This window comes from Nioella sp. (genome assembly GCF_965215655.1).
Lineage (GTDB): Bacteria > Pseudomonadota > Alphaproteobacteria > Rhodobacterales > Rhodobacteraceae > Nioella.
The window spans coordinates 669,694-689,695 of the sequence record NZ_OZ244111.1; the positions used below are offsets into that span (position 1 = coordinate 669,694).

A 20,002-nucleotide genomic window follows, 5' to 3' on the forward strand; every position below is an offset into this window, starting at 1 on the left:
GTTCCATTGCATGGGGCGCGGCGAGGCGCAAGAGCCTAGGCTAGTCCGGCGGCCTCCATCAGCGCCGCGCGCTCACGTTCGATCATCACGTCCTCGGCGCGGCCTTTGACGGGGACTTTGCCGACCTCCAGAAACAGCGGCGCGGCCAGCGGGGTGACGCGGGTCAGCGGCTGGTGGTCGATGCGGGTGCCGATGCGGTCGAGCATCTCCTCCACCCGGCCGAAATCGACCAACCCGCGCATGGCCTCTTCCCGCGTGATGTCCAGCATCAGGTGGTCGGGGTCGTATTTGCGCAGCGTGTCATAGAGGATGTCGGTGGAAAACGTCGCCTGCCGCCCGGATTTGCGTTTGCCGCCGGGGCTGTTGCGGTCGATGAGGCCTGCCACGATGGCCGAGGTCTTGAAGGTGCGTTTCATGACCGCATTGCCGGAAAGCCAGCCCTCAAGCGCCTGATGCAACCCCTCGCGCGACAGCAGCGGTGCAGGGTCGGTGACCGGATCGAGCCCCCAGATCAGCGTGGCGTAATCGGTGGCGACGAAGCCCATGGGGTTGAGGCCCTTTTCCTCCATCCGCTGCGTGACCAGAAGGCCAAGGGTCTGCTGCGCGTTCTTTCCCGCGAAGCCGTAGAGGCAGAGGTGGTGCAGCCCGTCATGAGGGAAGGTTTCCACCAGCAGCCGGTCGCGTTCGGGCAGCCTGGAAACCTCTCTTTGCAGGGCCAGCCAGTCGGCGGTGTGAGGCGGCAGGTTGGGCCAGTCGTCCTGCCGGAACATCGCCAGGATGCGGTCGGCAAGCTGGGTGGAGGTGGCGAATTTGGTGCCCGAGAAGACGGCGATCTTCGGTTTGCGGCCCTTGTCGCGGGACACTTCGACAACCATTTCGCGCAAGCCCTCATAGCGGACGATATGGCCGCCGATCAGGAAGGTGTCGCCTTGGGTGAGCGTGGCGGCGAAGGCCTCCTCGATCTCGCCAAGCGGCCTGCCGCCGCGGGTATGCTTGAGCTGCACCTTCAGCTTGTCGCTGTCGGTGATCGTGCCGATATTCATGCGGATGCGGGCCGCGCCTCTGGGGTCGCGCAGCTGCCAGAGCCCGTCGGGGCGTTGCACCAGCCGCTGCCATTGATCATAGGCACGCAGGGCATAGCCTCCGGTCGCTGCGAAATCGAGGCAGCGATCGATCGTGGCGCGGGGCAGGTCGGCATAGGCACCGACGGTTTTGACTTCTGCGAAGAGGGTGTCCGCATCAAAGGGACCAGCGGCGGCGCGGATCAGGATATGTTGGCAGAGCACGTCCAAAGGCCCCGGTCCGCGCGGTTCTCCGTCGAGCGCGTGGGCCTTCACAGCCTCCAGCGCCGCCACGCATTCCACCACTTCGAAGCGGTTGGCGGGCACCAGCAGCGCCTTTGATGGAGCGTTGTAGCGGTGGTTCGCGCGCCCGATCCGCTGCACCAGCCGCTTGACGTTCTTGGGCGCGCCGACCTGAATGACAAGGTCCACATCGCCCCAGTCGATGCCCAGATCCAGTGTGCCCGTGCAGACGATGGCGCGCAGGTCGCCCGCCACCATCGCGGCCTCGACCTTTTCGCGTTGCTCGCGGGCAAGGGCACCGTGGTGGATGCCTATGGGCAGGCCCTCATCATTGGCAAGCCACAGATTATGAAAGAAAATCTCGGCTTGCGCACGGGTGTTGTGGAAAATGAGCGTGGTCCTGTGGCGCTTGATCTGCTCGATGACCGCCGGGATCGCATAGGCCCCGCCGCCACCAGACCAGGGGGGACGTTCCTCGGTTTCCAGCATGGCAATGTCCGGGTCGGGTCCGGGATCGGCATGGAGGATCGGGCAGGGATCCGGCGCGCGGGCCAGAAGTTGCGCCAGAGCAGGGGGGTCCTCGACCGTGGCGGACAGGCCGACGCGGCGCAGGCCGGGGGCGAGGGTTTCCAGACGTGAGAGGGCAAGGAAAAGCTGGTCGCCGCGTTTGCTTTCCGCAAGGGCGTGAATTTCGTCGACAATGACACGCTTGAGGCCGCGGAAGGTGTTGGCCGCATCCTCGTAGGAGGTCAGCAGGGCCAGGCTTTCGGGCGTTGTCAGAAGGATATGCGGCGGGTCGGCGCGCTGGCGTTTGCGGCGGCTTTGGGGGGTGTCGCCGGTGCGGTCCTCGATGCGGATCGGCAGGCCCATCTCCTCGACCGGGCGGCGCAGGTTGCGCTTGATGTCGGCGGCAAGCGCCTTCAAGGGCGAGACATAGAGCGTGTGCAGCCCCTCATGCCCGCCCTCCGCCAGCTCGGCCAGTGTGGGCAGGAAGCCCGCCATGGTCTTGCCGCCGCCGGTCGGGGCGATGAGCATCAGGGAAGGGTCCCCGGCGCGGTCGAACATGGCGCGCTGATGGGGGTGGAGATCCCAGCCTTGCCGGGAAAACCAGTCTTCGATGATCGGGGGCAGGGCGGTCATGACACAGAGATAGGGCAAAGAGCCGGGCCGGGAAAGGCGCGCAATGTCCGGCCCGCATCCGCCGTTCGAATGGGGCGCGGGGGACGCGTTTTGAAAACGCGTAAAAGGATTTTGCAAAATCCTTCTGCCGCTAATGGGCGATGGTTTCCTGCTTGACGAAGAGGTTTTCCCAGGCCCGGTCCACCAGATCGGGGCGCATCTGGTAGGGGATGCCCTCGAACTCGCAGATCGCGATGATCTGGTCCAGCAGGAACGGCGCGTGGTAGTTGGCGTAGATATTGTCTACCGTCGGATATTTTTTCTTCAGAAGGTGCAGCAGCGACGCCTCGTCCAGCGGAACCTTTTTCTTTTTTGCGACCATGGCGAAGATCTTGAGGAATTCCGACTGGCTCGGCCCGTCGATCTTGACCTTGAAGAAAATCCGCCTGAGCGCCGCACCGTCGAAGAGGTCATTCGGGTGGAAGTTGGTCGAAAAGACCACCAGCGTGTCGAAGGGCACCTCGAATTTCTCGCCCGATTGCAGGGTCAGAATGTCGTATCCCACCTCCATCGGAACGATCCAGCGGTTGATCAGGGCCTGGGGCGGTTCTTCCTGGCGGCCAAGGTCGTCGACGATGAAGACGCCACCGGTCGATTTCAGCTGCAGCGAGGCCTGATAGGTGCGCGAGACCTTGTTGTAGTTGAGGTCGAGCATGGCAAGCGACAGTTCGCCTCCCGTCATCACCGTGGGCCGCTTGCACATGATGTAGCGGGTGTCGTAGCGGCTGGATTGGCGGCGCAGGCTGCTGCCCTCGGTTTCGGGCGGTGCCACGGGGGTGTGCACGATCGGGTCAAAGAGGGTGATGACCTGACCGGCATAGGAAATGGCGCGCGGCACGTAGATCGTATCGCCAAGCGCGGCGCGGATGCCTTCCGCGATGGAGGATTTGCCGTTGCCCGGCGGGCCATACATCAGCACCGACCGACCGGAACTGACGGCGGGTCCAAGCTGGTCGATCAGGCCCGGCGGCAGGATCAGATGCCCCATGGAGCCGTTGAGCGCGTCGCGGGTGATCTGCACATTCTTCACCGACTGGCGCTTGGTCTGTTCCTTGTAGGCCTCCAGCGGGATCGGCATGGCGCCGTAATATTCCGACTGAGACAGCGCATCGAGGGCACGCGCCTTGCCCGCGTCGGTCAGCTGATAGCCCATTTCCGAGGAGGACGTGGCATGCAGCGTCCCCATGGCCTGCAACAGCCCCATATCGCGCAGCATGTCGATCAGGGCCTGCGTCAGTGGCATCGGCAGGCAGATCGCCTCGGCAATCGCGCTGGTCTGTTCGATGCTTTTGCGGAAGATGGTTTTCAGCAGGATGTCCCGCATCATCACCATCTGCAGCCCGGTATCTTCCAGCTTGCGCAGCATCGGCGGCGCGAAGGTATTGAGGTCGGCAGCTTGCATATTCATCGGGCGTTACCCTTTCGCCAGAAAATGCCCCCGGATCAGTCTTTAACCCGTCTTGCTTGCGGGGCCGTTAAGCCCCGCTGCCCATGGCCCCAAGCGCCAGGTAAACCACCAAGGCCCCGGCCAGAGCGACGCCCATGGGGAAGAGCTTGCCCCGGTCCCACGACACCCAGTCAGGCGTTGCGCGGCGCACGGCGGGCACCATGCCGGCCCCCCGGTGGGTGATCCAGGACCCGATCAGGACAGCCGCGAAGAGCGTCAGGAACAGCAGGTAATCGCCGGGCGCCACGAAAGGTGCCATGGCGGCGGCGAACTTGGAATCGCCCGCGCCCGCGAGGCCGATCGAGGTGATGATGAAGCCCGCGATCAGCACGATCACCAGTTGCGCAAGGCGCATGTACCAGGTGCTGAAGGCCATGACATCCATGGCGACCTGCGCAAGGCCCACCACAAGGAACACCCCCGCCAGCGACAGAACGCTGACATTGGGAATGCGCATCTCGCGCAGGTCCGACCAGGCGACCCAGATGCAGATCGGCACGACGAACGGCAGGAACCAGAGGGCTTCCATTTGGCTGATGGCAAGGGTCATGGTCGTCTCCTCAGCTCTGCAGCGTGCGAAGCGCACGGACGGCGGCTTCGAAATGTTGCGGATGGGTGTCGATGGCGTCTTCCAGCAGGCCACGGCCGATATCCACGTCCCCGCGCCGGATGGCGGCAATGGCCATGGTGTGCAGCAGCTGCGCGCGTTCCACCTGGGTCATCTGCACCAGTGGCAGCGTGTACTGACCGCGAGAGGCGCGGGCGAGCACGAGGTTGTTCTTGGCGGTGAAGAGGTCGGGATCGTAGTTGATCGCCTCGACGAACATCCGCTCGGCGGCGTCGAAATCCCCGCGCGTGAGATAGGAGAAGCCCCAGTTGTTCAGCACACCGGCGGGCCGCATGGTCAGGCCGACGGCGGTTTCATAGAAACTGTCGGCGCGGTCCCATTCCTCGTTGCTGTCGGCAATCATCGCCTCCAGTCGGTAGCGTTCATAGGTCTCGAAGGTGGGGGGCACGGCGTCGAGCTGCTGTTCGGCCTCCTCCCAGTCATTGGTTCGGATCAGGGCACCGGCATAGTCCACACGGTCCTGATCGGTGGCCTCGTCGCTGTTCACGACGGCCCGCCAGACGGTGACGCCCTCGGTATGATGGCCGGCGCGGATCAGGCTGGCGGCCAGCCCCCGGCGCAGGTCGATGCGGTCGGGGTTTTCCCGGCTGGCGCGGCGGAAATAGGTCACCGCCTCATCGGGGTCGGCCGATGTCAGCATGATATCGTTGAGATTGGTTTCGTCGATGACGTTGACGCCGTCCAGCGCACGATCGACATCGGCAGACCGGGTCTGGTCACAGGCCGCCAAGGCAAGCCCGACAGACACCACTGCCGTGATCCGGATGATAGGGCGCATTTGCTGCCTCTTGCTGCTCGTTCTTGCCCCGTTCATGGCGCGTAAAGCAGGAGGTATCGCCCCCCACCCCGACGCTCCAGGTCGAAGCTTTGATTTGTATGGTCTTGACTATAGCCCGGATTTTCCATTCGCGCGATAGCCAAGCGCAGGTTTTCGCGAATCGAGTCGCTTTCGCCACTGTCGAGCGCATAGGCCTGCCGGAAAACCTGCCGGGCTTCGCCGTATTCGCCCTGTTCCATCAGCACCACGCCGAGGTTGTTCCAGGCCGGGACGAAATCGGGATCGACCTCGACCGCGCGGCGCAGAAGCTCTTCGGCTTGGCCAAGCCGCCCAAGCTGCAGGTTGGCCGATCCGAGCGAAGAAAGGGTTTCGCCGGTCATGCCCCGGTCACCGGCCGCACGAAGGTAACTGCGCAGGGCAAGGTCGTATTCGCCCGCCTCCATCAGCCGATGACCCACGATCAGAGGATCCACCCCGTCACTGAGCACGCTGAGATCCTCGGGCGCGTCGAGCCCTTCGTTCAACGGCGCAAGCCGCGGCGAGGGTTCGCACGCGGCCAGACCGAGAACGGTCATGATTGCCAGTAATGTCTTGCCCCACCTCATGTCCGTCAGAAGCCTCCTCCTCCTGAAAGGTTTTGTGCGATGCCGTAGACCGACGGGCCGATCAGGATGATCAGAAGCGGCGGCAGACAGAACATCATCGTGCCGAGCGTCAGCTTTGTCGGCAGCTTGTTGGCCTTTTCTTCGGCGCGCATCACGCGTTTGTCACGCATCTCTTCGGCATAGACCCGCAGCGCATCGGCAATCGAGGTGCCAAAGGTGGCCGACTGGATCAGCACGGTGACGAAGCTGTTCACGTCCTGCACGCCGCAGCGTTCGCCAAAGTCGCGCAGCACCTTCACCTTGTCCTTGCCGGCCTTCATCTCGTAGGCGACGATCTCGAACTCGTCGGCCAGGGATTCAAACGACGGCCGAATTTCCTTGGCAACACGGATAATGGCCTGGTCCAGCGATTGCCCCGCCTCGACGCAGACCAGCATCAGGTCGAGCGAGTCCGGGAAGCCCTGGGTGATTTCCTCTTCGCGCTTCTGCACGCGCTTGGTGACCCAGTATTTCGGCAGGTAGTAGCCCACGGCACCGGGGATCAGCACGCTGAGAATGCTCTTCTGCGTTCCCATGTCAGGGGCGATCAGCGTGTAGATCACGCCAAGCGCCAGAAACCCCATGCCAAGCGCGAATTGCGCGAAGTGGAAGGTCTGGACCGCGCCCTTGGACCGGTAGCCCGCCCGCATCAGGGTCAGCTGGATCTGGCTGAATTCTTCCTGGTTCTGCGGTTCGAGGAACTGGGCGAACTTGTCCAGCTTTTCGTTCTTGCCGCCGATGCGCAACGCTTTCTGCACCTCTGGCGAAGTGCCCTCGCGGTTCATGTCGCGCAGCTTGGTCAGCGGGTCTTTCTTGCGGAAGACGATGGCGGAAAGACCCATGGCCACAAGCAGCAGCCCGAGAAAGCCGACCACGAACAGGGGGCCGAGCGGTCCGAGATAGCTGACGATAAGGTCGTTGATCTGGTTCATCTATCCGTTCCTCAGACCTTGATGTTGACCATCAGGCGCATGAAAAAGAAGTTCGCCGCCAGCATGACCGCCACCACGGCACAGGCCGGGATGAATGCGGGGGTTTCCATGACGTCGGAATAATAGTCGGGCTGCATCACGTTGATGCCGATCAGCGCCAGCAACGGGAAGGCGGACAGGAACATGCCCGACCATTTGGCCTCGGCGGTGATGGCCTTGACGCGGCGGAACAGCTTGAAACGGGCGCGGATCACCTTGGACAGGCCATTGAGGATCTCGGCCAGGTTGCCGCCAGATTTCTGCTGGATGCCGACGGCCACCGCCAGAAAGCGAAGGTCCTGCATGTCCAGCCGTTCGGCCATCGCGGCAATGGCTTCGCTGACATCGCGGCCATAGGCGGCCTCGTCGGCGATGATGCCAAGCTCGGACCCAAGGGGATCGGCGACCTCTTTCGAGACGGTGTTGATGGCCGATACGAACGGGTGGCCGACACGCAGGGACCGCACCAGCAGATCCACTGCGTCGGGCAATTGTTCCTCGATCATCGCAAGACGCTTCTTGGCCTTGGAGTTGACCCACATGAACACGCCGCCAATCCCCATGATCACCGAGACAAGCACGCGAATGGGCAGTGAGGCACCAGTCATCAATGTCAGCATGACAAAGGCGGCAATGCCGAGGGCGATCATGACCAGGATCAGCTGCTGTGGCGTGAAGGCGATGCTGGCTTTCTGCGCCTTGCTGGCGATCAGGGAATAGAGCGGGATCGTGCGCGACCCGGTGTGCTGGTCCAGTTCCTTGCGCAGCTTGGCCAGCACGTCTTCGCGGTTGGCCCCCTTGTTGAGAAGGTCCAGACGGCGATTGACGCGGGAATTCAGGCTGATCGACTTGCCGAAGACCATCAGGTAGATGCCTTCGACCAGCATCAGGATACCGACGAAGATGCCGATATAGATGAGCGGTTCGATACTCAGTTCCATGGCTGTCAGTCCCCCGCTGGTTCATAGATCGAGGCCGGCAGGTCATAGCCCCACTGGCGGAAACGTTCGGAATAGTGCGACCGCACCCCGCAGGCGGTGAAACGGCCGATAATGGTGCCGTCGGGCTTGAGGCCGAGACGTTCGTAGCGGAACACCTCCTGCATCGAGATCACATCGCCTTCCATGCCCGTCACCTCGGTGATAGAGACCATGCGGCGGCTGCCGTCCTGAAGGCGGCTGGCCTGCACGATCAGGTTCACGGCGCTGGCGATCTGGCTGCGCACGGCCTTGATCGGCATCTCGATCCCGGCCATGGCGATCATGTTTTCCAGGCGGCTTACACCGTCGCGGGCGCTGTTGGCGTGGATCGTGGTCATCGACCCGTCGTGGCCGGTATTCATGGCCTGCAACATGTCGATCACTTCCTCGCCGCGCGTTTCGCCGACGATGATGCGGTCGGGGCGCATCCGCAGGGCGTTGCGAAGACAGTCGCGCTGCGTGACCGCGCCCTTGCCTTCCACGTTCGGCGGGCGGCTTTCCATCCGGCCCACATGTTCCTGCTGAAGCTGAAGTTCCGCGGTGTCCTCGATCGTCAGGATGCGTTCGGAATTGTCGATGAAGGACGAGAGCGCGTTGAGCGTCGTGGTCTTACCAGACCCCGTCCCGCCCGACACGATTACGTTAAGACGCGTGGCGACGGCGGCTTGCAGATAGGCGGCCATTTCCTCGTTGAAGGCGCCGAACTTGACCAGGTCGTCAATGCCGAGCTTGTCCTTCTTGAACTTACGAATGGAGACGAGCGAGCCGTCCACCCCCACGGGCGGCACCATCGCGTTGAATCGCGAGCCGTCCTTCAGGCGGGCGTCCACATAGGGGTTCGATTCATCGACGCGGCGGCCCACGGCGGACACGATCTTGTCAATGATCCGCAGCAGGTGGCGTTCATCCTTGAAGCGACAATCCGATTTTTGCAGCTTGCCCGCCCGTTCAATGAAGACGTTGAAGGGGCCGTTGATCAGAATATCGTTGACGGTGTCGTCCTTCAGAAGCGGCTCCAGCGGGCCGAGGCCCGTTACCTCGTCAAAGAGCTCGGTCTGAAGGGTTTGCCGATCTTCGCGGTTCAGAACCACGCCCATATCCGTCAGCTCGTCATTGGTGATCGAGTTGATTTCGGCGCGCAGTTCGCTTTCCTTGGCCTTTTCCAGCGCGGACAGGTTCAGGTTGTCCAGTAGGCGCGAATGCATCTCGGTCTTGATTTCGTCAAGACGGGCACGGCGCTTGGCCTCCTTGTCGAGGGCGACAGGTTCCGCCGGGGCGGTGCTTGGCTTTGGCTTGGGCTTGCGCGCGATCTTGGGAGCGGAGTCACCGGCAGCCGCCGGGCCGGGGGTTCCGGCACTTGGCTCCGGGTCCGTTGTCAGGGCCGGGTGAACGGGGCTGGCGGGGCCGTTTTTCTTGTAGCGGGAAAACATCTATCGCTCCTCAGCCTGCCGTTGCTTCGGCACGGATTGCGTCATGCAGGGTTTTCGCCAGCTTGGCGATTTCCTTGCGCAGCGCATTTTTCTTCGCAAACACGGCCAGCGGGGTCCCGTGATCACAGGCCTGGGTGACCTGTTTCGTGCCATCGGGCAGTTGCGTGTTCAGCTCGATATTCAGGCTTTCCGCCAGGTGCTTGACGCGGCTCTTGCCGCTCATGTCGAGCCCCTTGGGCGCACGATTCAGCACGTAATGGACCTTGTCGATCGGCAGGTCCTCGGCCTGAAGCGCCTTGATGAAGCGCAGGGTGTTCTGGGCGGACCGCATGTCCAGTTCCAGCGTGGTGAAATAGACATCGGTCGCATTCAGCACGGTTTCGGTCCATTGCACGATGGTGGTGGGCATGTCGACGATGACCACATCGAAGCATTCCTGCGCCAGTTTGATCAGTGCCTCCACCTCGGTCGGGCCGATCAGGTCGAGCGGCAGGATGTCGGCGGGCGCGGTAAAGACCGACAGCTTGCCGTCATAGGTCTGAAGCGCCTGCTTGAAGGCGTCCACATCCATGGACTGCGCCTCGGACAGCACTTCAAAGATCACTTCCCGGCGTGTCAGGTCCAGATAGGTCGATGTCGAGCCGAATTGCAGATCGAGGTCGATCAGGCAAACCGAAGGCGGGTTCTTCTTGTCCGCGGTTGCGATCTCCCACGCCAGGTTGACGGCCAGGGTGCTGGCGCCGGTGCCGCCCGCCATGCTTTGCACAGCGAAGACCACGCGGTCGCCCATGCTGGTGGTGGGCGTGCGGATCTGGGCCGGGGCCTGAGGTTCTGCCGGCGTGGCGGTTTCCGGTGCCACGGCAGCGGCGGGAGCGGGCGTGGCCGGTTCAGCGGCAGGAGCTTCCGCGATGGACTGACCCGCGCGAATCCGTTCCACCGATTGGTGAAAGGCCATTTCCGGCAGCGGGTAGGGCACGAAATCATCGGTGCCCGCGTTCAGCAGACGGTGCAGGATCGGCGGGCTGACATCTTCTGCGATCAGGATGACCTTCACGCCCTTGGACTTGGCCTGTTCGATCACCCGGATGATCAGCTCGATATCCTGCTCATCCTCGTCATCGACAGCCACGGCGACGAATTCAAGGTCGTCCGCCTCAGGCTGCACGAAGAAGGCTTGTGCCTCCATGAAATTCAGGTCGCCCCAGGCTTCGCCCAGTTCGGCCTCTATATCGTCGATCAGCAAATCAAACGTCTGAACGTCGCGGGCAATGGTGCATGCCACGATCGGTGCAGGAGTCGATTTCAGCGCAAGGCCTCCACTCATCGTTTATACCCCGGAATGCCCGGATTTGTCCGGGTCGGTTGTCGTTTCGGTCGCGGCAGAAGTGCTGCTTACCGGAAGGTCAGGCTTGATTCCCGCTCGATCAGGACCTCGCCACTCTGCCTCCGATGTTCTGTGTGGCCCTCAAGTTGGGCAACAATACGACCAAAAAACCGAAACTATTGGGTATTTACCCGGGGTTGCGCGGTTACGAGGGCGATCAGTCGCCGCCCCCGGTGCGCGGTCCGGCATAGGCGCGATAGACGATATCGGCGTAGCGCCCGTCCAGCACCAATGGGTCGTTCTGCACGAAACCGCTGACCTCGGTGACCGTCCGGCGATTGCGCAGCTCGCGGTCCTGGGTGGCGACAAGCGGTTGGGTTTCCCCAAGCGACACAAGGGCGTCCAGGCGGCTGCGGGCGATGCCCTGGCTGACAAGGTAGTTCACGGCAGCCTGTGCGCGGCGACGGCCAAGGCTGTGGTTATAAGCGTCGGATCCGACCAGATCGGTATGGCCATAGACGCTGAAACGCACCTCGGGGAATTGCAGGATCCACTGGGCCTGTTGGCGCAGAACGGCACGGGACTGGGAATCGAGCGCGGCGCTGTTGAAGGCGAAGTTGATCGTTGTGGGGACTTCCTGCGCGAAGCGGGTCGACAGCTCTTCGACATAGGATCGCTGCCCGGTCATCACCAGATGGTTGTTCATGGTCGGGTCGCCAAAGCCGCCCTCATCCATGAAACTGCCGGCCTCGCCCACATTGCGGATGCGGTCACAGCCGGTCAGCGCAAGCGCCGCGACACCGGCCAGAAGGAGTGTTTTCATCGGGAAACCCATGGTCTTACTCCATCACATAGCCGTAGGAGCCGCCGAAATCCTGCTGCGCGACATCGCCCGCAGGGGTGCCCGCATCAGGCACGCGCCCGGCGGTGAGGCCAAGCAGGAACAGCTCGTTTTCCGTGGGGATGCGGATGCGGTCGGTTGGCAGCGCCAACGCCTCGCCCCGCGTGGGCGACACCAGATGCGCGCTGACGATGATCACCAGTTCGGATTGTTCCCGCTGATAGCTGGCACTGCGGAACAGCGCGCCCAGAACCGGGATATCGCCAAGCCACGGCACCTGGCCGATGGAATCGCGGAAGTCGTCCTGCAACAGCCCGGCGATGGCAAAGCTTTCCCCGTCGCGCATTTCCACAGTGGTCGAGGCCGACCGGGTGCGCAGGCCGGGAACGCCGTTCACCGTGGGAACCAGGGTGTCGATGGCGGATACTTCGGCGGCAAGTTGCAGATTGATGGTTTCATCTGAAACAACGGTAGGGGTGAAGTTCATCACCACACCGAAGGGGCGGAACTCGACGGAGACACCGTTTTCCGTTTGCACCGGAACAGCGAATTCGCCGCCCGCGTTGAAGGTCGCGGTCGCGCCGGACAGGGCGCTGAGGCTGGGTTCTGCCAGCGTGCGGACAACGCCGTTGGCCTCCAGCGCTTCCAGCATGACCGAGAGTTGCAGGCTGTTGGTGCCAAAGCTGATCCCGAGCGCGCCGTTGCGGCCGGTGGTGTTCGGAGCAAGTGTTTGACCGACGCCGAACGTGGCCGGACCCGTGACGTTGGCGCCGCCCGTTCCGAGGGTCGCGCCCCCGTCGCCGCCGAAGACCGAGCCGGCAATGCCAAGCGAGGCCCCAAGCTCGCGGCTGACGCTGCGCGACATTTCAGCGAAGCGCACCCGCAGCATGACTTGCTGGCTGCCGCCGACCATCATCATATTGGAGACCCGGCCCGGCGCATAACGGCTGGCCAGTTCAAGCGCCCGGTCCAGCACCTGGCCAGACGACACGGTTCCAGAGAGCACGATACCGTCATTGGCGGTGCGCACCTCGATCTCTTCGTTTGGCAGGATCTCTTGCAGGCGTTCACGGAACTCGGCCAGATCGGGCACGACCTGGATCTCGACATTCGCGATCAACTGCCCCTCGATGCTGAGCAGCGTCATCGTGGTGCGACCCGGCGCGCGGCCAAGCACGTAGATCGTGCGTTCCGACAGCGTGGCGATATCGGCGATGTTGGGGTTCGCGACGGAAAGTTCGGCAAACAGCGCCTCGCTTTCGACCACAACGGCCCGGTTCATCGGCACGCGCAGCGTTGCGGACGTGGCCCCTTCCAACACGCGGAGGGCCTGTGAATGCGAACTCGTCGGTATCGATACGACCAGCGCACATCCTAAAAGGACGGCGCAGATATGGCGCAAAATGCTCATTGTGATCCTGCCTCTCTGATCACGTTTTCGGGTGGGCTCTGACGGCCCCTTTCAGCGCACAATGCCCGAAAACGCTTTCTGGCGCAAGAATCAGCATCTTGCAGGCCGATATTCATGTTGTCGGGAAAGCACGATGGCCCAGTCTTGGGCCGAAACGGCAAACGGCCCCCAAGATGATGGGGGCCGAAATACGGGGTCGGGTGGATCAGTTGGTGCACGGGACCTGGGTCACGATGACCTCTGCCCCACGACGGTTGCGGACGGTGCAGATCCGCGGGCCGGTTTCGACGGGGTTGTCGGGCACCCCGAGCAGGGTATCCTGCGTGATCTCGATCGTGTCCGATTGCGTGTCATCGCGGACACCGACCAGCGCCAGCGTCAGGCTGCCCGTCGCCTGTGCCTGGGCCAGAGCCGCGATCTGGTCCGGCGGTGCTTCGACCGTGATGGTGCGCGCGATGGTCGGGTTGTTGCGATCCTGGTCATCCGTCTGGTCGATGGCGATGATTTGCAGCGATGCCTGAATCAGACGCGTCACGTTCTCTCCGCGCGCGACACCGGTCCAGTACACGTCCACCCGGTCGCCGGGACGCAGGAAACCGGACACGCCGCTGGCCACGTCGACGCGCAGCGCAAAAGCGCGCATGCCGCGTTCCAGCCGCGAGGCGACGCCGGCATCTTCGCCCGGGGCGGTCACTTTCGAGACCAGAACGGGTTCGTTGCGTTCCATCACGCGCAGAACGGTACGAGGCTCATCCGAATCTGCGGGAAAAAGATCCTCGGCGCTTGTGAACGCACCGAACGGGACAAATTCCTCGGGCCATTCGATGGCCCGCACATCCTGCGGTCGCAACTGTTCACCATAGCGAACCTGCCGCGTCACGACATAGACTGTGGTTGTCGGCACGATTTCGCCCCGCTGCGATTCCAGCGCGGCCTGGTATTGTGTGAAACGGTCCTTTGCCACGTAGACCGCAAAGCCCGCGAGGCCAATGCCTATGATAAGGACAAGTCCGAATATGACTCGCATGCTACTGCCCCTCGATTTGTTCTACCTGGCATGCCGGTCAGTGCCGACATGCTCTCATCTGGCTGATCCTTGCAAAGAAATTGGGCAAAAGAATGGTCGGCTCTCGACCATCTGTCGGCACGGATCGCGGCCCGGGGGGCCGTCCATCGGCCCCTCAGGCGGGCGCAGGGCGCCTTAGTCGGTCGTGGTCGTGGATGTCGACGTGCTGCTGGAGAACCCGGCAGTCACGTGGTCGGCTTCCAGCTGTGTCTGGATATCGCCGGACAGGTTTTCAAGACCGCTCGACACAACCGAGATCACGGCCAGGCCGAGGCCGACCAGCGCAGCGGTCAGAACGACCCAGTCAACTGTAACGGCACCCGATTCGTCGGACAGAAAAGACATAAGGGATTTCATGGACATGGCGTGCTCCTGCTTTGCCTTGTGTGGAGTAGCCCGCAATTGGGCGGGTAAGCAGCGCATTCTGTCGCGAACCCTCTAAGGGGCAGGGGGTCTATGGCCCCCCGGACAGGGCAGAAACAAGGCAGAGCAGGGACAGCGCGACGCCAAATCCCTAAAGATCTAAGCGAATTTGACCGGTTCCGCCCGGCGGGGAGGAACCGAAGGCATCAGTTGAGCTCTTCAACGATATGGTCACGTTCCAACTGGGTGCGAATTTCGTTGGACAGGTCTTCCAGGCCGGCAGCGACCGTGTTGGTCACCGCAAGGCCGACACCGACCATGGCAGCGGTCAGCACGACCCAATCGACGGTGACGACACCGGATTCACAAAGGGCAAACGATTTCAGGCGAGCAATTGCACGCATGGCAGATCCTCCAGGGTTTAAGGGATGTGGCAGCATCCCGAGCAGACCATGGCAAGATCGCGGCGAACTGAGGCGAAAATGCGGCGGAAATGCGCAATTATGGACAAAATGCGGCGGTAATTGGGAAACAGAAAACCCGGATCGTCATTGATCCGGAAACGCAAAAGGGGCCACGCATATGGCGTAGCCCCTTAAGGAATTATATGTATCAGCGACTTAGTCGGCTGCGGCCGGGAAGGCGGTGGTGATGTGGCCGGTTTCCAGCTGCGTCTGGATATCGCCGGACAGGTCCTGCACGCCAGCGGACACGACGGCCATGACGGCGAGGCCCAGGCCCACGATGGCAGCGGTCAGAACGACCCAGTCAACAGTCACGGCACCGGATTCGGAATTCAGGAAGGTCTTGATCATTGTCTTGCTCCAGGTTTGGTCTTTTTAAGTTTGCCCTTAGGTGTCTGCCCCCTTGGGATGAGATGACTATCCCGCCGAATCCGGGCGCGAATGGGGCAATGGAAAGAAATTGTCGGGATTTTTAATCGTTTTCTTCCTGTCCATCGGGACAAAGGAAAAGGGCCGCAACCCGAAGGCGCGGCCCTTTCGCAATGGTGGTCGCGTGCGACTTAGTCGGCTGCGGCCGGGAAGGCGGTGGTGATGTGGCCGGTTTCCAGCTGCGTCTGGATATCGCCGGACAGGTCCTGCACGCCAGCGGACACGACGGCCATGACGGCGAGGCCCAGGCCCACGATGGCAGCGGTCAGAACGACCCAGTCAACAGTCACGGCACCGGATTCGGAATTCAGGAAGGTCTTGATCATTGTCTTGCTCCAGGTTTGGTCTTTTTAAGTTTGCCCTTAGGTGTCTGCCCCCTTGGGATGAGATGACTATCCCGCCGAATCCGGGCGCGAATGGGGCAATGGAAAGAAATTGTCGGGATTTTTAATCGTTTTCTTCCTGTCCATCGGGACAAAGGAAAAGGGCCGCAACCCGAAGGCGCGGCCCTTTCGCAATGGTGGTCGCGAGCGACTTAGTCGGCTGCGGCCGGGAAGGCGGTGGTGATGTGGCCGGTTTCCAGCTGCGTCTGGATATCGCCGGACAGGTCCTGCACGCCAGCGGACACGACGGCCATGACGGCGAGGCCCAGGCCCACGATGGCAGCGGTCAGAACGACCCAGTCAACAGTCACGGCACCGGATTCGGAATTCAGGAAGGTCTTGATCATTGTCTTGCTCCAGGTTTGGTCTTTTTAAGTTTGCCCTTAGGTGTCTGCCCCCTTGGGATGAGATGACTATCCCGCCGAATCCGGGCGCGAATGGGGCAATGGAAAGAAATTGTCGGGATTTTTAATCGTTTTCTTCCTGTCCATCGGGACAAAGGAAAAGGGCCGCAACCCGAAGGCGCGGCCCTTTCGCAATGGTGGTCGCGAGCGACTTAGTCGGCTGCGGCCGGGAAGGCGGTGGTGATGTGGCCGGTTTCCAGCTGCGTCTGGATATCGCCGGACAGGTCCTGCACGCCAGCGGACACGACGGCCATGACGGCGAGGCCCAGGCCCACGATGGCAGCGGTCAGAACGACCCAGTCAACAGTCACGGCACCGGATTCGGAATTCAGGAAGGTCTTGATCATTGTCTTGCTCCAGGTTTCTCAAGTGTTGCCCTCGGGTCTCTGCCCTTCAGGATGAGTGCAATATCTCTTTCAATCGGGGCGCGAATTGGGCGGTGAAAAGAAATTATCGGGATTTTAATAAAGCTGAATTCAAGAAATGCGTGGTGCCCGAACTCTGCCTGATCGCGGTTTTGAAGCGGGTGGGGCGCAAGGCCACTCCGTTCAGTTCAAATTCATGCGGGAGGTGAGTTCGTCGGAAATGGTGCTCAGGCCACTTTCCATGACTGTCATCACCGATAGTCCGAGACCGATCATGAGTGCGGTAATTAAAACCCAGTCAACGGCCGCGCCACCTGCCTCGGAGATCATGAATGCTCTGTACATTTGCTCGTTCCTTCTTGTTTTGTCCGCGCCCCACCAAGGCTGGGACCTGCAATCGTCGCAGGCCCCTTCCCCCTGGAGCAGGCCAAGGAGGCTGTTCAAACGGGGCGGGAATGCGTCTGTTTTGCGGAGGTTGGTTGTCGCCGTCAGTTAATAAGAGAGCGGAATGACCAATTGGATTACACCGCCATTCCAAACGGGTATGTCGACTTGATCCAAAGAGAGCGGCGCAGGGCCTCGGCTTTCTTTCGGATAGGAAGTCGGGCATGATGGTCTTACAAAAAAGAACGATCAAACGAGCGGTGATATGGGTATTCGCAAAGTGATTCTGGGGGTGGTTCTTGCGGTTTGCCTGCAGCCGGGGCAGGACGTGTGGGCGCAAGGGGCGGCAGATGAGGCCGCGCCGCCTCCGTTTCCAGCGTTCACCTTTCGTCGGGTCACAGTGCCGACACCGGGACAGACGGGCCCCCGGATCAACATCCAGATCGGGGATCGTCCGTCGGAAGACCCGGTGGAGACAGCCTCGGCCATGCCCGCACCGCAGCAGGGCGCGCCGGGCGAGGCAGACTGGTTCTGGCAGGAAATCCCGGCGGGGCGCGATTTCAGCGCCGGGCGGTATCAGGCGGTGATGCAGCTTCTGTCCACCGCGCCCGAAGCTGGCAGCCTGCCGATCGCCCGGGCCGAGACATTGCTGGCCATGGCCGAGGCGCATGGCCCCCGTATCCTTCAGGAAACCATCGGCACCAACGTGTCACCGGCCCTGGTGCTGGCGGTGATGGCGGTGGAATCGCGCGGTGATACGGTGGCCGAAAGCAGCGCCGGGGCGCGGGGCCTGATGCAGTTGATCCCCGCCACGGCCGAACGGTTCGGGGTTACGGATGTGTTCGACGCGGATCAGAATATCGCGGGCGGCGTCGCCTATCTGGACTGGCTGATGAACGAGTTCGACCGCGACCCGGTCTTGGTCCTTGCCGGGTACAATGCGGGTGAGGGGGCGGTGCGCGGGGCCAATGGCGTGCCGGATTACCGTGAAACGCGGGACTATGTTCCGCGCGTCATGGCCACCTGGATACTGGCGCGGGCACTCTGCGTGACGCCGCCGGAACTGGTGACGGATGGCTGCGTGTTTCGCACGATGGTGGCGTCAAACGGCTAGCGGATGCCAATTCGCGCGTGATCCATTATAGTGGTGTGCATTGGGTCCAGCCATTGCCTGCCATATTAAGGAGCCGCCACATGGTCCGCGCCGCCGCTATTCTACTCTTCCTCTTCATTGCCCCCGCCGCCATGGCGCAATCCTGGTGCTCGAATGGGTCTCTGAACGCCACCGAACAGACGATCTGTTCCACCCCCGATCTCGGCTGGCGCGATCAGGAACTGGAACAGGCTTACGCCGCCGTGCGTTACATGCAGGGCGTCCAGTCGGCGCAACAGGCCTGGCTGGCGGAGCGAAACAGCTGTGGCTGGGATGTTGCCTGCATCCGCGCGGCCTATGATTACCGCATCGCGGTTCTTCAGGGACTGGCCGGGGGTGTGGGTGGCAAACCTCCGGCTCCGCCCGCCCCGCAATACCCCTCCGGGCCCGGCTGGTGTTCGGAAGGATCGTTGAACGCGGCAGAGCAGACGATCTGCAACAACAGAGAACTCGGCCAGATGGATCTCTATATGGCCGAACTCTATGCGCAGGTGCGTCACTATCCCGGCATCGTGTCAGAGCAGCAAAGCTGGCTGAGTGGGCGTAATGCCTGCCATTCGGACTATCCTTGCCTTTACGCCGCCTATTCCGACCGGATTCAGGAGTTGCAGCTGCGCTATGGGGCGAACTGACGAAAAACGCCGCCCATCAGGGGCGGCGCTCTCAGTCTCTATAGAGGACAGCGTCAACCGACGATGGTCGCCTCGGTCGCGGCGCGCAGCTCGTCCTCGGTCACGTCCTCGGCGCATTCAACGATCTTGAGCCCACCCTCGACCACGTCGAGCACGCCCAGATTGGTGATGATCCGGTCGACCACGCCCTTGCCGGTCAGCGGCAGGGTGCAGGCCTTCAACACCTTGGAGTCGCCGTGCTTGTTGGTGTGGTCCATCACGACCACCACGCGGCCGACACCGGCCACCAGGTCCATCGCGCCGCCCATGCCCTTGACCAGCTTACCGGGGATCATCCAGTTCGCCAGATCGCCGTTTTCGGCCACTTCCATCGCGCCCAGGATCGCCGCCGCGATCTTGCCGCCCCGGATCATGCCGAAGCTGGTGGCGCTGTCGAAGTAGGAGGTGCGGCTCAGTTCCGTGATCGTCTGCTTGCCCGCGTTGATCAGGTCCGGGTCTTCCTCGCCCTCGAAAGGAAAGGGCCCCATGCCGAGCATGCCGTTCTCGGATTGCAGGGTGATGTCCTTGTCGCCCACGTAGTTCGCCACCAGCGTCGGGATGCCGATGCCGAGGTTCACATACATACCGTCTTCAAGCTCTTCCGCCGCGCGTGCGGCCATCTGGTTACGGTCCCAGGGCATTAGGCTTCCTCCCGCTTGCGCGTGGTGCGCTGTTCGATGCGTTTCTCATGTTCGCCCTGGATCAGGCGGTGCACATAGATGCCGGGCAGGTGGATCAGATCGGGGTCGAGCGACCCGCGCGGGACGATTTCCTCCACCTCGGCGATGCAGATCTTGCCGCACATGGCCGCGGGCGGGTTGAAGTTGCGCGCGGTCTTGCGGAAGACGAGGTTGCCGGTGTCATCGGCCTTCCAGGCCTTGACGATCGAGAGGTCCGCGAAGATGCCCTCTTCGAGGATGTAATCCTCGCCGCCGAACTGCTTCACTTCCTTACCCTCGGCAATGACGGTGCCGACGCCGGTCTTGGTGTAGAAGCCGGGGATGCCCGCGCCACCGGCGCGCATGCGCTCGGCCAGCGTGCCTTGCGGGTTGAACTCCAGCTCCAGCTCGCCCGACAGGTACTGGCGCATGAATTCCGCGTTTTCGCCCACATAGGACGACATCATCTTCTTGATCTGGCGCGTGTCGAGCAGCTTGCCCAACCCGAACCCGTCCACGCCCGCATTGTTCGAGGCAACCGTCAGGTCCTTGACCCCCGACTTCACGATCCCGTCGATCAGCAGCTCGGGGATGCCACAGAGGCCAAACCCCCCGGCGGCGATCAGCATTCCGTCGAAGAGAACGCCCTCCAGCGCCTCGTCGGCAGAGCCATATACTTTCTTCATGGATTCACTCCCGTAGAATTCCTCGGCTGAACCTGCCG

Annotated in this window: 23 protein-coding genes; 2 read left to right on the forward strand and 21 right to left on the reverse strand. The window is 62.3% G+C overall.

Translation table 11 applies throughout. The features are described from left to right. Positions 1-35: 35 nt before the first annotated feature. The 19 genes from ACOOEX_RS03465 to ACOOEX_RS03555 form a co-directional block, all read right to left on the reverse strand. Positions 36-2,444 carry a ligase-associated DNA damage response DEXH box helicase gene (locus ACOOEX_RS03465; protein WP_420397136.1) on the reverse strand — a complete coding sequence of 803 codons (2,409 nt, stop codon included), beginning with the start codon at positions 2,442-2,444 and terminating at the stop codon, positions 36-38. Positions 2,445-2,574: 130 nt separating this feature from the next. Beyond that, positions 2,575-3,891: an ATPase gene (locus ACOOEX_RS03470; RefSeq protein WP_420397137.1), complete on the reverse strand. Its 1,317-nt coding sequence runs from the start codon at positions 3,889-3,891 to the stop codon at positions 2,575-2,577. A 67-nt stretch (positions 3,892-3,958) separates the two neighbouring features. Continuing rightward, the gene (locus ACOOEX_RS03475; RefSeq protein ID WP_420397138.1) at positions 3,959-4,480 is read right to left on the reverse strand and encodes a prepilin peptidase; all 522 of its coding nucleotides are present in this window, start codon (positions 4,478-4,480) and stop codon (positions 3,959-3,961) included. A 10-nt stretch (positions 4,481-4,490) separates the two neighbouring features. Beyond that, positions 4,491-5,336, reverse strand: coding sequence for a tetratricopeptide repeat protein (locus ACOOEX_RS03480; protein WP_071688847.1), 846 nt, complete (start codon positions 5,334-5,336; stop codon positions 4,491-4,493). 32 nt (positions 5,337-5,368) lie between these two features. Beyond that, positions 5,369-5,941 (reverse strand): tetratricopeptide repeat protein, encoded by a 573-nt coding sequence (locus ACOOEX_RS03485; protein WP_420397139.1) that lies wholly within the window; start codon positions 5,939-5,941, stop codon positions 5,369-5,371. 5 nt (positions 5,942-5,946) lie between these two features. Next, the gene (locus ACOOEX_RS03490; RefSeq protein WP_071688845.1) at positions 5,947-6,912 is read right to left on the reverse strand and encodes a type II secretion system F family protein; all 966 of its coding nucleotides are present in this window, start codon (positions 6,910-6,912) and stop codon (positions 5,947-5,949) included. 11 nt (positions 6,913-6,923) lie between these two features. Next, complete coding sequence (locus ACOOEX_RS03495; protein ID WP_306047668.1) at positions 6,924-7,892, reverse strand: type II secretion system F family protein; 969 nt, start codon at positions 7,890-7,892, stop codon at positions 6,924-6,926. A gap of 5 nt (positions 7,893-7,897) precedes the next feature. Beyond that, complete coding sequence (locus tag ACOOEX_RS03500) at positions 7,898-9,361, reverse strand: ATPase, T2SS/T4P/T4SS family (RefSeq protein WP_420397140.1); 1,464 nt, start codon at positions 9,359-9,361, stop codon at positions 7,898-7,900. A gap of 10 nt (positions 9,362-9,371) precedes the next feature. Continuing rightward, a complete protein-coding gene (locus ACOOEX_RS03505; protein ID WP_420397141.1) occupies positions 9,372-10,685 on the reverse strand; it encodes an AAA family ATPase in 1,314 nt (437 codons plus the stop codon). A gap of 217 nt (positions 10,686-10,902) precedes the next feature. Beyond that, entirely contained in the window at positions 10,903-11,508 is a 606-nt protein-coding gene (locus ACOOEX_RS03510; protein ID WP_420397142.1) for an OmpA family protein, read from the reverse strand. 16 nt (positions 11,509-11,524) lie between these two features. After that, complete coding sequence (locus ACOOEX_RS03515; protein ID WP_420397143.1) at positions 11,525-12,937, reverse strand: type II and III secretion system protein family protein; 1,413 nt, start codon at positions 12,935-12,937, stop codon at positions 11,525-11,527. A 205-nt stretch (positions 12,938-13,142) separates the two neighbouring features. After that, entirely contained in the window at positions 13,143-13,964 is an 822-nt protein-coding gene (gene cpaB / locus ACOOEX_RS03520; protein ID WP_071688840.1) for a Flp pilus assembly protein CpaB, read from the reverse strand. Positions 13,965-14,138: 174 nt separating this feature from the next. Further along, a complete protein-coding gene (locus ACOOEX_RS03525; protein ID WP_420397144.1) occupies positions 14,139-14,366 on the reverse strand; it encodes a pilus assembly protein in 228 nt (75 codons plus the stop codon). A gap of 206 nt (positions 14,367-14,572) precedes the next feature. Beyond that, on the reverse strand, positions 14,573-14,770 hold the full coding sequence (locus ACOOEX_RS03530) for a pilus assembly protein (RefSeq protein WP_420397145.1): 198 nt from the start codon (positions 14,768-14,770) through the stop codon (positions 14,573-14,575). A 216-nt stretch (positions 14,771-14,986) separates the two neighbouring features. Then, a complete protein-coding gene (locus tag ACOOEX_RS03535; protein WP_071688838.1) occupies positions 14,987-15,181 on the reverse strand; it encodes a pilus assembly protein in 195 nt (64 codons plus the stop codon). A 209-nt stretch (positions 15,182-15,390) separates the two neighbouring features. After that, positions 15,391-15,585 (reverse strand): pilus assembly protein, encoded by a 195-nt coding sequence (locus ACOOEX_RS03540; protein ID WP_071688838.1) that lies wholly within the window; start codon positions 15,583-15,585, stop codon positions 15,391-15,393. A 209-nt stretch (positions 15,586-15,794) separates the two neighbouring features. Continuing rightward, complete coding sequence (locus ACOOEX_RS03545; RefSeq protein ID WP_071688838.1) at positions 15,795-15,989, reverse strand: pilus assembly protein; 195 nt, start codon at positions 15,987-15,989, stop codon at positions 15,795-15,797. Positions 15,990-16,198: 209 nt separating this feature from the next. Next, positions 16,199-16,393: a pilus assembly protein gene (locus ACOOEX_RS03550; RefSeq protein ID WP_071688838.1), complete on the reverse strand. Its 195-nt coding sequence runs from the start codon at positions 16,391-16,393 to the stop codon at positions 16,199-16,201. Between the two features lie 201 nt (positions 16,394-16,594). Next, positions 16,595-16,756, reverse strand: a complete 162-nt coding sequence (locus ACOOEX_RS03555; RefSeq protein ID WP_420397146.1) for a hypothetical protein — start codon at positions 16,754-16,756, stop codon at positions 16,595-16,597. A 304-nt stretch (positions 16,757-17,060) separates the two neighbouring features. Between ACOOEX_RS03555 and ACOOEX_RS03560 the strand changes: the two genes are divergently transcribed. Both ACOOEX_RS03560 and ACOOEX_RS03565 read left to right on the forward strand, forming a co-directional pair. Further along, the gene (locus ACOOEX_RS03560) at positions 17,061-17,909 is read left to right on the forward strand and encodes a lytic transglycosylase domain-containing protein (RefSeq protein ID WP_420397147.1); all 849 of its coding nucleotides are present in this window, start codon (positions 17,061-17,063) and stop codon (positions 17,907-17,909) included. A gap of 80 nt (positions 17,910-17,989) precedes the next feature. After that, the gene (locus ACOOEX_RS03565) at positions 17,990-18,580 is read left to right on the forward strand and encodes a lysozyme inhibitor LprI family protein (RefSeq protein WP_420397148.1); all 591 of its coding nucleotides are present in this window, start codon (positions 17,990-17,992) and stop codon (positions 18,578-18,580) included. Between the two features lie 53 nt (positions 18,581-18,633). Here ACOOEX_RS03565 and ACOOEX_RS03570 read toward each other — a convergent pair whose 3' ends face one another. Together ACOOEX_RS03570 and ACOOEX_RS03575 are read right to left on the reverse strand one after the other, a co-directional pair. Then, entirely contained in the window at positions 18,634-19,260 is a 627-nt protein-coding gene (locus tag ACOOEX_RS03570) for a 3-oxoacid CoA-transferase subunit B (protein ID WP_420397149.1), read from the reverse strand. Further along, the gene (locus ACOOEX_RS03575) at positions 19,260-19,964 is read right to left on the reverse strand and encodes a CoA transferase subunit A (RefSeq protein WP_420397150.1); all 705 of its coding nucleotides are present in this window, start codon (positions 19,962-19,964) and stop codon (positions 19,260-19,262) included. Before ACOOEX_RS03575 ends, ACOOEX_RS03570 begins: the two co-directional genes overlap by 1 nt. Between the last annotated feature and the right edge of the window lie 38 nt (positions 19,965-20,002).